The sequence below is a fragment of the Enterococcus sp. AZ095a genome (assembly GCF_050546735.1).
GTDB classification, from domain to species: domain Bacteria; phylum Bacillota; class Bacilli; order Lactobacillales; family Enterococcaceae; genus Enterococcus_D; species Enterococcus_D entomosocium.
Genome location: NZ_CP172953.1, coordinates 3359324 through 3372877 on the forward strand (window position 1 = coordinate 3359324; position 13554 = coordinate 3372877).

Below are 13554 nucleotides of genomic sequence, written 5' to 3' on the forward strand. Positions count from 1 at the left end.
TCCTGGATTCTCTAAAAATTCCACTTCATATTTTTAGTCAGGCACTGTTTTTATTGTAAAAAGAACTTTCTTTTCTTTAACGTAGTAAAGGTGCATTGCCATTCTTTTCTAACACATGTTTTGTGGCCCATAGTAGAAAGACTCAGTACTTTTTAAACGGTTCTTTATCTCGTAAATGAATATTCTCATGATTGTCTTCGATCATTTCAATCACTCTTGGTTCACTCGTAGCGTACGCTTCCTTCAGCGCAGCATCTAAAGCTTCTTTGGAACGTACACGAACTGCTTTAATACCGTAGCTTTCAGCCATTTCTTTATACCCAATATAATCGATATCGACCCCTTCTTTTTGTCCGTTATAGTCTAGTTCTTGTTGGAATTCAACCATGTTGTATTCTTTATCCACCCAGATTACTTGCACAATATTCAAATTGTAATGGGCTACTGTAGCTAATTCTTGTGAGGAAAACATAAAGCTGCCATCCCCACCTGAAGACAAAATCTTTTTCTCTGGACGTAACAGTGCTGCTGAAATCGCCCAAGGAAGACCGACGCCTAAGGTTTGTTCCCCATCAGACATTAAGAAATGTTTTGGCCGATACACATTTAGGTACGAACCCAGCCACACTTCATGACTTCCTCCATCCATAACAACGGTCGTATTTGGATGAGCCTCGATTATTTTTTGCAAAGAGTCAACAATTTCCAATGGATGTAGTGCATCCTCAGGTGTTTGGCTGGGTACTTTTTTCTTCGCTGTCAATTTTTCTTGCAAGTCATGAACCACCATTTTCCACTCATCCGTAATGGCTTGTTCCGTTATGCTATTGGTAATATTTTTTAGATTTTTTGCGATATTGCCTAAGAGGATGGTGTCAGGGAGATAAGTTTCATCTAAATGATCCACTACAGTATCAATATCAATAATGCGCTTGTTATCGGTATTCCAAACAGAAGCCCAGTATTCAACCAAATTTAATCCCAATGTAATCACTAAATCACTGTTAAAAACCAGTTCATCCCCAGGCAGGTTATTAAACAGCCCCACTCGACCCACATAGTTTTGGGAAAACTCATGCGTCAATAGACCTGTAGCTTCGAACGTCTCCACGACCGGAATTCCCGATTTTTTAACGAACCCTTGAATGGCAGCCGCCGCATTATCATCGGCTGCCCGAGCACCAACGATAATAACTGGGCGTTTTGCCGCTTTGATTTTCTCAACTGCACTAAGAATGGCAGCTTCGTCACTAATCGTATTGTCCAATTGATTCACTAAGGTCGAAAAAGCCAAACCAGATTTAGTGGTCTCAGCTAACAGAATATTACCTGGAATATCCATAAAAACGGCCCCGGGATTGCCATTGATACTTGAGACATACGCATTCGCTACTTCATCCGCAAGGGCATCGGTATGCTGAATTTCCTTGGCATATTTAGTAATCGTTGAATCATTCATTACGCCAGAAATATTAGGATTTTGAGGATACGGTGTTACTAACTTCGCTTGTGGAACTTGTCCGGCAATAGCCAATACCGGGTCACCATCAGAAGTCGCCGTAGCTAAGGGCGTGACCAAATTCAAAGCCCCCGGTCCTGACGTAGTCATCACTACACCAGGTTTACCAGTCATGCGCCCAATTCCTTGTGCCATGAAACCAGCATTTTGTTCATGTCTTACCGTAACAACTTTAATCTCTTCACGTTTTTTCAAAGCCATTAATAACGGACCCAACTTGCCGCCTGGCAATTGAAAGACATATTCCACACCATTTTTAATCAATGTATCTACAATCAAGTCTGCACCGTTCTTATTCATAATAAATCTCTCCTAAATGTTTTTTGCAAGTTGTTTATTAGGATTACTTGAGATAACTGTAAAGGTAATAAATTTGCTTACTCGTGTACTATAGATTCAAAAGAAAGAGTTGTACATTAGGGAATTTTTTTATACGTCTATTTCTTATTGCCTTCTTACGATTAGGAGATGAATTGTTTTACAAATAGTAAGTAAATCCTTATGATACTCTCAGACATACGGAAAAGGAGACAACGGAAGATGACAAGAAAAATATACAATTGCGAACATGGCTGCGCGGTCGAATCGACTTTACAAATGATTTCAGGTCGTTGGAAAAGCGTTATCTTATATCATTTGATGTTTGATGGGTCACTTCGCTATAACGAACTACAAAAGCTGATTCCTGGCATCACTAGAAGAATGGTCTCTTTGCAGTTGAAAGATTTAGAAAAGGATGGATTGATCTATCGTAAGGTCGTTCAGGAAAAACCATTACAGGTTGTGTATGGAATGACCGATTATGGCTACTCTTTAAAAGAGATCATTGAATTATTGTATCGCTGGGGCGAAGATTTTAATCACAAAAACGCGGGATTACTTGAAGAAGAATGTTTAACTTGCAATTGATCGCGACTGCTAGTAAAAATGAGGTTTTTAACGTGAAAAAGATTGAAAATATTGAAGAATTATATGAAGCATTAAGCACATCAATGGAACATTCAACGTGGTGGGATACAGAAAATCCATGGGAAATCGTTGTCGGATCAATTTTGGTTCAAAATACCAATTGGAAAAATGTGGCCTATTCCTTAGCAAACATCAGAAGAGAGATTGGATTTTCTCCGAAAAGATTGGCAGAAATTGATCAGTTCCTTCTTCAGGATCTGATTCGGCCCAGTGGTTTCTACAAAAATAAATCCCGCGCGATAAAAGAAATCTTTTCTTGGTTTCAGCGCTACAACTATGATATCGGTATTCTACAGAAAAAAGAACAGGCTGAGTTACGAAAAGAGTTGCTAGCTATCTATGGTGTTGGCTATGAAACGGCAGATGTACTAATGGTTTTTGTGTTTAATAAGGTCGTGTTTATCGCTGATAAATACGCACAACGAATTTTTAGTCGCTTAGGCCTAAATGAGCCGCTTACTTACCTCACCCTTCAAAATATGATCGAATTACCAGATACATTTACCAATGAACAAGCTCAAAACTTTCATGGTTGGCTAGTTGATTACGGTCAAGTCCATTTGAAATCGGATAAAGACTGGCAAGCAGGCTTCTTAAGTCAGTTTACACTCGTTCACCTCTAATTGTGGTATAAAAAAATTCCCTAATTTACATTTCATTGACCGAGGATTACGCTATCCTTGTTACAAAAACACGTTTCAAGGAGGAGATAGTATGAACGATCCATTTTTAGGATTACAAGACGTGCCAGCGTTTCACGTGACCAGTAAGGACATTGTTGACGGGAAACTTATGGATAAAAAATTTATGTCTGGTGATTTTGGGATTGAGGATGGACAAGATATTTCACCAGAGCTTCACTGGACCGGTGCACCAAGCAATACGAAAAGCTATGCGGTTACCTTATACGACCCTGATGCACCAACTGGATCAGGATTTTGGCATTGGGCAGTCATGAATATCCCCGCTTCTGTAGAGGAATTATCACAAGGAGCCGGCAGTAGCGATAACGCAAAGCTGCCACCGGGAGCCGTTCAATTACCAAATGATGCCCGCATGAAAAAATATATTGGTGCTGCGCCGCCCAAAGGTCATGGTGTTCATCACTACTTCTTAACGGTTTGGGCATTGGCTATTGAGAAAGTTGAAATTCCTGAGGATTCTACCCCAGCTTTTTTCATTTTTAATACCTTTGGACATGTCCTAGCTCGTGGTGTTGTGAACTTTGAAGTCGAAGTGAAATAGGGAAAGCTCAGAGAGGAAGATACGTAATGAATGCTGCAAAAGAAAACTATTTTGGCAAACTAGAACAAGTCCATGAATTTTATGATGCGATGCCTACCGGTGTTAGCTTATCGGAAACCGGGAGAATCTTTATTAATTTTCCTGAATGGGGAGACCAAGTAACCGCGACAGTCGTTGAACGAGTAGACGGCAAATTAATTCCTTATCCTAGCCAAGAAGCGAATACATTTGATCCTCAAAAACCGGAAAACGGATTTCTAAGTGTACAAAGTATCGTTGCTGATGGTGCTGGTACTTTGTGGGTATTGGATACCGCTGCACCCAAATTCACCGTTCCTGTTAAGGGTGGGGCAAAACTGGTTGCTGTGGATTTAAGTACTAATCAAATTCGCAAAGTCTATACTTTTTCACCGGATGTCGTCCTAGACTCTACGTATTTGAATGATGTTCGAATTGATTTACGCCGCGGTTCTGAAGGGGTAGCCTATATAACCGATTCTTCTATTACCGGTCCTGGTGCGTTGATCGTACTCGATTTAGGTACTGGCGATGCATTCCGTATTTTAGATGGCACGCCCTCCACCGCGGTTGATCCAGCCTTTATTCCTAAAGTTGAAGGCGAGATTTTGTTAAATCGCTCGGCTGATGGAACAACTTCGCATTGGCAAGTGGCAGCTGACGGCCTAGCGATTTCTCCCGACGGAAAAACCTTGTTTTTTAGTCCTTTATCCAGTCGACATTTATACTCAATTGAAACCGATAAAATTTTCAACAAAGAAATTGATGATCACGCATTAGAAGCACATGTTAAAGATTGGGGCGAAAAAGGCGCCTCTGATGGCATGATTACGGCAGAAGATGGAACGATCTATGCTGGCGACTATGAAAACAACAGCATTCGTGTGATTCACACGGATGGTACTATGGAGACTTTGGCTCACGATCCGCGTATTTTATGGCCAGATACTTTATCTATTGGACCAGATCAATACTTATATTTTAACGCCAACCAGCTGCAACGGCAGGCTAGTTTTCACAAAGGAGAAGACCTGAGAGAGAAGCCTTACAGTCTGTTCCGCATTTTTATCGGAAAAAATCCTGCGAAAGCAAACTAACCGGTCTTGATCCAAAGGGAGGGCAATACGTAAAAGAACTAATGCGATTTTCTATCCAGAAAAGGAGGAATGAAGATGTCAGAACAGAAAACGATGAATGTAATAGGCTTTTTCGAAGGCCTGCCAATTGAATCTACGCATAGTTTTATTGACCAAAAAGAAGGAATCCCTGTTCCAGGCCCTCGTGATTTATTAGTAAAAATCAAAGCCGTTTCGGTCAATCCAGTCGACACCAAATTACGGCAAACGACTCGCAAGCGAAATGCCCTGCGTATCTTAGGTTTTGATGCGGTCGGAGAAGTGGTCGCTGTCGGAAAAGATGTCATGAAATTTACTGTTGGTGATCGGGTCTTTTATGCAGGAACCACCACTCGATCAGGAAGCAATCAAGAATATCAAGCAGTCGATGAACGGATCGTTGCCCTAGCCCCTAAAAATTTAACAGATGAAGAGGCTGCTGCATTCCCATTGACTGCATTAACCGCTTATGAATTGCTGTTTGAAAAATTCGGCTTGATTCCTAAAGAAAACGCCAATCAAGGGAAAAGTATTCTCGTCATCAATGGTGCGGGTGGCGTCGGATCGATACTGAATCAGTTGGCTCATTGGGCAGGTCTAGAAGTGTATGCTACCGCTAGTTCAAAAAATTTTGACTGGCTTCAAAAAACCGGGGTTGACCACCCTTTAGACTACCATCACGACCTAAGGGACAGCTTTCGAGAATTAGGCGTTCCGAATGTTGACTATATCGCTGTCTTGTTTGACATCACCCAATACTTTGATCAAATCAGCCATTTGGTAAAACCTTATGGTCATGTAGGCACGATCGTTGGCCTTCACGAGCCCCTTGATTTAAGTGTATGGAAAAACCTTTCTGTTAGCTTTGATTGGGAGTATATGTTCGCTAAAACAGACCACGACTATCAAATCGAGACACAAGGACAAGCGCTAAAAGTGATTGCTGATTTAGCAAATGAAGGGACACTAAAAACAACCTTAAGCAAAGTCTATTCGGATGGAATCAACGCGGCAAATTTGAAGCGCGCAACGAGAGATGTCGAAAGTGGCCATATGTTGGGAAAAGTCGTTGTAAGTGGTCCTTTTAATGGAAACCCTACAGGGAATTAATCGCCCGAGCCATTTAATGAACGCACCCTTCAACAGAATTCATCATATATTCTAATACACTATCACTGATTTTTCGCAACAGCCGGATTCTCAAAGAATGATTTGTAGATGAAAAAAGCATTCAGAAAACAATGGGTCTCTGGATGCTTCATTCATCAATATAATAATCTAATGGATAACATAGTTAAAACTGAAATCAAGGTAAATCCATATTCGTTTTTCATAAAATCATCATCCATTCATAACTTAAAAAATAGTCATTCTTAGTAAGTGTTTATTTTCAAGAAAATTCATTCTCTTTACTTAGTAAGATAGAAAAAGACAACAACCATTATGACAACAAGTACCCAAAAATACCATTTTTCAGAGTTTTTTTTCTTCATATCTATTCTCCCTTTCTATTCATCTCAATTTTGAAAGAAACATAATAAGCAAAATATCGCCTTCTTGAAGGGCAATCGCTATCTGATTCCCTATCCGATTAAGTCTCGGTTAACTCATCCCTAAATTTCAGGAATAGGTCTTTCGCTTGTCCTGTACGCATGTTTGTCAGGACTTTAATTTTCTTGACCATGCCAATATCATTTTCGTTTTTTGAAAGCATTTGTCGTGCCATTTCTTCTTTGATCTCTGCTTCTTCTTCCTTCGTTAAATTTCTGACTTCTTTCTTTTTACCAAAGAATCCCATCCTGTTCTCCCCTTCTTATAAAATTTATGCGCTTTGCACACTAGCCAGACTGAGCATTCTTTTTTATCTAAAATGCGTTTTTCTGTCCATGACTTGATTCCTATACTCTAATCTACCATTTCTGTCGAAACCGAGGAAATGGTTCGTTCTCTTTTTTATTTTTAGGGAAGATATAAAAATAAAACACGGAGCCAATGATGATCGCTGGCGGCACCGAGATGCTCAATAATTTTAAAGCAGTGTTTAAAAGCACACCAAATTTTTCTTGAATAGAAAGATTCATAATCGTGCTGAAGTCTTGATTGAACGAAGTAACAATCATCGTGACAAAAAAGAGCAAGCAAAAACTAATCACCCCATACTTGATACTTACTTTTAAATCATCATTGTCTTTCTTAGTTTCTTCCAAAAGTAATGTTTCTAATGAGATATCCAATTCTTCGGCTATTTTGATCATATTTTTTTGCTAGGGTACGTAGCGCCTAACTCCCATTTTGAGATTGTCTTGTCACTTACTTCTAATAATTCTGCTAGCATACTTTGCGTTAGCTTGTTTTTTTCTCTATATTCTTTCAGCTTCATTGCTAATATTGTTTCCTTCATTTCAACCACTCCTCATCGATTTCTACCTTTCATTTTGACATAAAACCTACCATTTAACAGGAATTCTTGAAAAAGAGAGTAGAATAGAGGGGATTTTTAGCTACTTCTGGTGATTTACCTGAAATATACTACCGAATCCTTCCTTACAACAATAGTTGTTGTGCATTCTGATATCTTCTAAATAATATCAAACCAGAAATCATAAGCATCTGTAAATAATTAAAGGAGACGCAAAAACTTCCCAGTTTTTGCCCTCCCTCATTTCTCAAGAAAATATGTTAATAGAAGATTCTCTTCCTATCATTCACATTAAAACAAGCCAAAGTATTTTTTCACTTCAATATACACTAAAGGAAAAATGGATAAGCCGATTACCCATAGCCAGTCAACTGCACGAAGAGAGACAAAGCCAAAAATGGTTTGCGTGAATGGAATCGTTACTAACAAGATAATGATCAATGCACCTATGAAGGTTGTCATTACTAACAACGGATTGCTCAAAAAACGCAGCTTCAGGATAGATTCTTTACTTCTACAATTAAACATATGCACAATAGTTGATAATCCCAATACAATAAATGTCATTGTCTGCGAAACCTCTATCGATTCTAGACGTCCAATTAGAATCGCGCCTAATGTGACGCCTGTAAAAACAATTGAAATTTCTACAATTTTTACCAATAATCCTTGCGCAAAAATGCTCGTGTATTTAGTGATAGGGGCTTCCTCCATTGCTTTTTTATCGACTGGTTCAATACTAAGACTCATTCCTGGGATTCCATCTGCAACTACTTTTATGATTAACAATTGAACCGCTGTAACAGGTGCTCCCCACCCAACGAGCAAGGAAATTAAAACGATCGTCAGTGCAGAAATATTGCAACCAAGCATCGCGTATAATGATTTTCTGATATTGCTGTATACCCGTCGTCCTTCTTCAACCGCCTGCACAATCGTCGCAAAATTATCGTCTACTAAAACCATATCAGAGGCTTCCTTTGCTACTTCTGTGCCTCCTCCCATTGCGATCCCTACATCAGCTGCTTTTAATGCAGGTGCATCATTGACACCATCGCCAGTCATGGCGACAATCTCATCATTTTTTTGGAATGCTTTTACGATTCGAATTTTATCTTCTGGGGAAGTACGGGCAAAGACTCGATAGTCATCAATCACACGGGCTAGTTTTTCATCGCTCATTTCATGTAAATCCGCTCCGGTCATTGCTTTCTTTCCATCGGTGAGAATTCCTACATCCTCTGCGATTTTTTTTGCTGTCAGTAAGTGGTCCCCTGTGATCATTACGGTTTGAATCCCTGCTTGTTTTGCAATAGAAACAGCCGGATAGCTTTCGGGCCGAGCTGGGTCGATAATCCCAACAAATCCTGCAAATTCTAACTGACTTTCAAGAATTTCTTCAGTAAGACGTGTAGGTCTTTCATCGTATCTTTTATAAGCAACGCCCAAAACACGATAGGCTTGATTGGCCAACTCATCATGCTTGCTCACGTAGGTGGGGTTGTTCGCATCAATGAGATCCAAGCGATCAAAAGCCCCTTTTGTGACAGAAACATATTGGTTGTTTACTTTATATAAGACAGTCATTCTTTTTCGTTTTGAATCAAAAGGAACTTCATGAATCTGTTCAAAGGTTGAAGCGACTTTACCTAGTTCCTCTTTAGTGAAGAGCGATGCCAGTTTTTTTCTGATCGCCAACTCTGTTGGATTACTAGTTACTGTTGTATTTTCTTCCATCGAACTAGCAAGATAGAAGAGAAATAAGAGATTTTTATCCTTCTCTTCTGTTATTTCTAAGCAGGAAGTCAGTCTATCCTTCATGATAATAACTTCTTTCACGATCATCTTATTTTCCGTAATCGTTCCAGTTTTATCTGAGCAGATGATTGAAACACCTCCAACGGTTTCTACTGTTGAAGGAGTCCTAACGATGGTTTTCTTCAGTGCCATATTTCTCATCCCAACAGCTAGAGAGATTGTTACTACGACTGGCAAAACCTCTGGAATAGCAGCAACAGTCATTGATATTGCGGTCATGATACTGGTCTCTAAAGACAATCCTTTGCTGATTCCTATAGCAATCGCTAGAAAGCCAGAGAGAATAGCGATTAGTCCTAGAACTTTCCCAAGTTTTTGCATTTTTATTTGTAGAGGTGCTATGGTTGTTTCTTCCTTGCTTAATAAGCTCGATATTTTACCAATTTCCGTATTCATTCCTGTCTTTTCAACTCGAACGTTTGCTTTTCCTGTGACTACTAATGAGCCAGAAAAAACCAAGTCTTTTCTGTCCCCTAAAGAATCTTCTTTAGAAGAAATATAGGTGGGATCTTTTTCACTTGGTTCACTTTCACCAGTTAGAAACGATTCATCAACAAAGAAATTACTACTAGTTAAAAGTTTAGCATCTGCTGGAATACGGTCCCCTAATGCCAACTGAACAATATCACCAGGAACAATGTTCAAACTTTCAATCTCTTTTAACGCCCCATCTCTGAATACTTTACTTACGGGAACACTTATCTTATTTAATTCACTCATTGATTTTTCCGCATGTTTTTGCTGTCGAATCGACAAATATAGATTAAGAATGACAATTGAAAAGATGACTATTGGTTCCGTAAAATCATCAGGGTGGTTTTGAAATGCAACGTAACTAGATAAGAGCGTTGCAACGATTAAAATCAAGATGGTAATATCCTTCATCGACTCTTTCAAATAGTCATAAAAATGCTTCTCGTCTTTGCTTTCTATGGAATTAAACCCATATTTTTCTAGCTTCATTTCTGCTTCTTTACTGGAAAGTCCCGACTGGTTAGGGCTCTTTCCTTTTTCTTTCAATTGTTCTTTTAACATCTGCCTATACCTCCTAAAACAAAAAAGAAGTCAGACAAACTAACCATAAAAGCCTAAGGTTAGTTTTTCTGACTTCAATAAGATTTATTCCGGCGAACAAATCTAATGTCATTATTTAAATTCCACCTAATTATTGCACATCCGAATATTTGGGTCAAGATTTTCACGATGACCGATCAATCAAAATGAGAGAATGGTATGCAAAATCGAGAAAAAGTACGTGTACATCCTTATCCTATAGACAAGAAGCTCGCCCTTACAAAATGATTTCAGGACTTTCTTTACTTAGCACATAATCATTACCTGCTACTTTAAAATACTCTTGAACCAACTGACTTAACTCTTTGATTGCTTCATTCGCCCGAGCCCGTTGCGTTTCATTGATCGATTCAATGAATAAAACAGCATTGGTGGTCTCTTCTGTTAGCATCGTACGTTGGGCTTCCCGCCAATTTAAGCATCGACAGATTGCACCTTTCTCATCATAGTAAATGACTTCCTTTTCCAAGGCTGGGGAATCAGTATCTGCACCTAAGGGAAAGAAAGATTCGCCACCTTTTGCAACGCCTAAATGAAGGTCGGCAACGATTGTATCGAGGTCTTCTCCGCCTAAAGGGACACCATATTTCAAGGAAATACTATTATAAATATCTACTAAAGGATTGATGGGAGAAAATTCTCTGTCTTGATTCACCCGTTTCAACAGTGCTTCGATGGAAGAGCGTACCCCTTTTTTCGTTTTAAATTGCTGAAAAGCACTTCGCCATTCTTGGATCACTTGGTTTTCACTGAAGGTGTCGGTCGTTAAGTAGCGCTTCGCTTGTTCTTTACTACTTTTTAGCAAGTCAGTAAAAAACGTTTCGTGTGCAGCATCGGCAACATTGTTTATATTTTTTACAACAAGGCAGTTGATTTGTGCTTCTGGAAATAGTGCCCAAAATTCTTGATCGATCATTATTTTCTTCACTTTCTCTACACTCCTGTTTAGTTTATTTGAACAAATTCATGTCCTTTATTTTTCAGGATCTCTGTTTTTTCAGCAGCCAGCCGAGCTATATCCTTTTTAACAAAATATCAGCTACCTGTGCTTCCTACCCTAGGTAGCATGAATGTACATTCAATCAGAGCCAATCTCCCCAGCGGCGTTATTCGTTTAATAGTCTCTTTTGATCCCATTCTTGACGTTGACCCAATCAACTTCTACCGAAGATTTTATTTTTTTCAGCATTTCCGCAAGATTTTTTCTTTCTAAAGCAGATAACTGTTGAATCGCTACTTTATTTGAATAGTTATTTTCTCTTATGATTAATTGAACCGCCTGTTTTCCTTTGGTGGTTGTGTATAAGTGTTTGATTTTTTTATTTTCTTTGTCTGACTCTTTTAGAATAAACCCATTTTCCTCTAACTTTTTTACCGCCCGGGACAAAGTCGTGCGATCAACTTTGATCCGTTCGGCTAGTCGTTCAGGAATAATTCCTTCATTTTCAAATATACGAACTAAGTAAATGTATTGTCCTTTACTGAGTTGAACCTCTTTAAATTCAATATTAGCAATGGATTCCAACATTCTACTGATCGAACCTATCTCACGAAGTATATCCTCCACGAACTATCCCCTCCCTATCTAGCACTATAATAGCCCATTATTGTTGCATATGCAACAATAATGGGCTTGATTTACTTTTTTACTCACTCTTAGAAAATGGGTGCATGGAATAAGCTTGTTGTTTCTGTTCTCAAAAAAAGCAGGAGAATACAGAGAAAAAATTCTGGCTCTATAATTTATGGGACTGATGAATCAGAATTGATTCTTCAGCCCCATTTTCATTTTAGGTATTAAAAAACATATCGTTCTCTAGTATGATTAAATCACCACAAAATAAACAACTGAGAGGACGATATGCTATATGAATGATTCTATCAAAAAAATGTTGAGAATAACAGAGAAAGATTTGATGATTACAGAGATCTCTTACGAGACCCTTCAGAAGAAAAAGACGTTGGTCGTCGATGCTGTTCTCTCGCCTACTCCTCGTGCTTGTAGAAGTTGTGGTTCTACTGTGGTAGATGGAAACGGGAAAACAATTATAGTGAAAAATGGGAAGAAGGAAACGATTGTCCGTTTTGAACAATACAATCATATGCCTTTGGTTATGCGCCTAAAAAAGCAGCGCTATACCTGTAAAAACTGCCGAACCCATTGGACTGCTCAAAGTTATTTTGTCCAACCCAGACATTCAATCGCAAATCATGTTAGATATAAAATTGCTTCTTTACTGACTGAAAAAGTATCTTTATCTTTTATTGCGAAAAGCTGTCAGGTATCTTTGACCACCGTTATTCGTACATTGAAAGAGTTTAAAAGCTATTTACCAAAGCAATCTAAGAAGATTCTCCCCAGAGTATTGATGGTTGATGAATTTCGTTCGCATGCTTCCATAGAAGATAAAATGAGCTTTATTTGCGCAGATGGCGAAACAGGAAAATTAATAGATGTTTTGCCTACGCGTAAATTACCTCGATTAACAAGCTATTTCTTAGGTTGTACCAATCCAGAAGAAGTAGAATTCTTGGTGACAGACATGAACGCCGCCTACTTCCAGCTCACCAAACGTGTTCTGCCAAATGCGAAAGTAGTGATTGATCGGTTTCATATTGTCAAACACATGAATCAAGCGTTCAATGAGTTGCGTATCCGTGAAATGAATGAACTTCGTAAAGCCGGACAGAAAAGCCAGGCAGAAAAACTGAAAAAGAACTGGCGCTTTTTGCTAAAAAATCGTGCAAACATCAACCATTATGAATACAAAACATGGAAAAGTTTCCGAGCACCAAAATACCCATTTCTTACTGAAGCAATGATGATTGATCGATTGCTTGAGTTTTCTACGCCCCTGAAGGAGGCATATCCCTTTTTTCATGAATTAGTTGAAGCCTTTCGAGACAAAGACCCTGACTTATTTTTCTCCTTATTGACAGAACTTCCCGAAACGTTAGATGACAGCTTTCGGGAGAAGCTTCAAAACCTTCTGACCTATGAAGAAGGCATCACCAACGCAATGATCTATCCTTATTCCAATGGAAAAATAGAAGCGAAGAATACCCACATAAAGACAATGAAACGAGTATCCTACAGATTTAAATCATTCGAGAACATGAGAATTAGAATCTTTTTGATCAGTCAATTAATCAAAGTGAGATAACAAAAAATCTGAGCCAGAATGAGGTTCATTCTGACCCAGATTTGATTTTGCACAACTCATCAGTCCTTATTGACAAATAGCCATTTTTTCCCTTTAGGCCTCCTTCCACGTAAGTAATCTATTCATTTGTTAGGAGAATAGTTTTTTAAACAAAAAATGAGAACACTTAATAATCCACGTTATTAAGTGTTTTATTTATACAAAAATTAATAT

At 38.7% G+C, this 13554-nt stretch carries 11 protein-coding genes and 1 pseudogene; 6 read left to right on the forward strand and 6 right to left on the reverse strand.

Annotated elements, in window-relative coordinates:
• Positions 1-142: 142 nt before the first annotated feature.
• Entirely contained in the window at positions 143-1819 is a 1677-nt protein-coding gene (alsS, locus tag IGJ26_RS15545) for an acetolactate synthase AlsS (RefSeq protein WP_430599720.1), read from the reverse strand.
• 240 nt (positions 1820-2059) lie between these two features.
• On the opposite strand from alsS, the gene IGJ26_RS15550 reads away from it, so the two are divergent.
• The 5 genes from IGJ26_RS15550 to IGJ26_RS15570 all read left to right on the forward strand — a co-directional run bounded on the left by IGJ26_RS15550 (position 2060) and on the right by IGJ26_RS15570 (position 5976).
• On the forward strand, positions 2060-2428 hold the full coding sequence (locus IGJ26_RS15550) for a winged helix-turn-helix transcriptional regulator (protein WP_008380292.1): 369 nt from the start codon (positions 2060-2062) through the stop codon (positions 2426-2428).
• Positions 2410-3111, forward strand: a complete 702-nt coding sequence (locus IGJ26_RS15555) for an endonuclease III domain-containing protein (RefSeq protein ID WP_005233189.1) — start codon at positions 2410-2412, stop codon at positions 3109-3111. The genes IGJ26_RS15550 and IGJ26_RS15555 overlap by 19 nt, the downstream gene beginning before the upstream one ends.
• 91 nt (positions 3112-3202) lie before the next feature.
• Entirely contained in the window at positions 3203-3733 is a 531-nt protein-coding gene (locus tag IGJ26_RS15560; protein WP_005233187.1) for a YbhB/YbcL family Raf kinase inhibitor-like protein, read from the forward strand.
• 26 nt (positions 3734-3759) lie between these two features.
• Complete coding sequence (locus tag IGJ26_RS15565; protein ID WP_005233176.1) at positions 3760-4848, forward strand: L-dopachrome tautomerase-related protein; 1089 nt, start codon at positions 3760-3762, stop codon at positions 4846-4848.
• A 75-nt stretch (positions 4849-4923) separates the two neighbouring features.
• The gene (locus tag IGJ26_RS15570; RefSeq protein WP_008380297.1) at positions 4924-5976 is read left to right on the forward strand and encodes a zinc-binding alcohol dehydrogenase family protein; all 1053 of its coding nucleotides are present in this window, start codon (positions 4924-4926) and stop codon (positions 5974-5976) included.
• A gap of 481 nt (positions 5977-6457) precedes the next feature.
• Here IGJ26_RS15570 and IGJ26_RS15575 read toward each other — a convergent pair whose 3' ends face one another.
• The 5 genes and pseudogenes from IGJ26_RS15575 to IGJ26_RS15595 all read right to left on the reverse strand — a co-directional run bounded on the left by IGJ26_RS15575 (position 6458) and on the right by IGJ26_RS15595 (position 11744).
• Positions 6458-6664 (reverse strand): hypothetical protein, encoded by a 207-nt coding sequence (locus IGJ26_RS15575; protein WP_430599721.1) that lies wholly within the window; start codon positions 6662-6664, stop codon positions 6458-6460.
• 112 nt (positions 6665-6776) lie between these two features.
• Positions 6777-7267: pseudogene (locus tag IGJ26_RS15580) on the reverse strand (helix-turn-helix domain-containing protein).
• A 309-nt stretch (positions 7268-7576) separates the two neighbouring features.
• Complete coding sequence (locus IGJ26_RS15585; RefSeq protein ID WP_430599722.1) at positions 7577-10138, reverse strand: cation-translocating P-type ATPase; 2562 nt, start codon at positions 10136-10138, stop codon at positions 7577-7579.
• A 256-nt stretch (positions 10139-10394) separates the two neighbouring features.
• Positions 10395-11093: a B3/B4 domain-containing protein gene (locus tag IGJ26_RS15590; protein WP_016620263.1), complete on the reverse strand. Its 699-nt coding sequence runs from the start codon at positions 11091-11093 to the stop codon at positions 10395-10397.
• Between the two features lie 198 nt (positions 11094-11291).
• Positions 11292-11744, reverse strand: a complete 453-nt coding sequence (locus IGJ26_RS15595; RefSeq protein WP_139960457.1) for a MarR family winged helix-turn-helix transcriptional regulator — start codon at positions 11742-11744, stop codon at positions 11292-11294.
• Positions 11745-12045: 301 nt separating this feature from the next.
• On the opposite strand from IGJ26_RS15595, the gene IGJ26_RS15600 reads away from it, so the two are divergent.
• Complete coding sequence (locus tag IGJ26_RS15600) at positions 12046-13341, forward strand: ISL3-like element ISEfa11 family transposase (RefSeq protein ID WP_086332755.1); 1296 nt, start codon at positions 12046-12048, stop codon at positions 13339-13341.
• The last annotated feature ends 213 nt before the right edge of the window (positions 13342-13554 follow it).

Bases quoted from the DNA above. Each gene is read 5' to 3' on its own strand.
- IGJ26_RS15600 (WP_086332755.1), top strand. From the start codon at position 12,046: ATGAATGATTCTATCAAAAAAATGTTGAGAATAACAGAGAAAGATTTG.
- IGJ26_RS15565 (WP_005233176.1), top strand. From the start codon at position 3,760: ATGAATGCTGCAAAAGAAAACTATTTTGGCAAACTAGAACAAGTCCAT.
- IGJ26_RS15570 (WP_008380297.1), top strand. From the start codon at position 4,924: ATGTCAGAACAGAAAACGATGAATGTAATAGGCTTTTTCGAAGGCCTG.
- IGJ26_RS15585 (WP_430599722.1), bottom strand. From the start codon at position 10,138: ATGTTAAAAGAACAATTGAAAGAAAAAGGAAAGAGCCCTAACCAGTCG.
- IGJ26_RS15550 (WP_008380292.1), top strand. From the start codon at position 2,060: ATGACAAGAAAAATATACAATTGCGAACATGGCTGCGCGGTCGAATCG.
- IGJ26_RS15575 (WP_430599721.1), bottom strand. From the start codon at position 6,664: ATGGGATTCTTTGGTAAAAAGAAAGAAGTCAGAAATTTAACGAAGGAA.
- IGJ26_RS15555 (WP_005233189.1), top strand. From the start codon at position 2,410: ATGTTTAACTTGCAATTGATCGCGACTGCTAGTAAAAATGAGGTTTTT.
- alsS (WP_430599720.1), bottom strand. From the start codon at position 1,819: ATGAATAAGAACGGTGCAGACTTGATTGTAGATACATTGATTAAAAAT.
- IGJ26_RS15560 (WP_005233187.1), top strand. From the start codon at position 3,203: ATGAACGATCCATTTTTAGGATTACAAGACGTGCCAGCGTTTCACGTG.
- IGJ26_RS15590 (WP_016620263.1), bottom strand. From the start codon at position 11,093: ATGATCGATCAAGAATTTTGGGCACTATTTCCAGAAGCACAAATCAAC.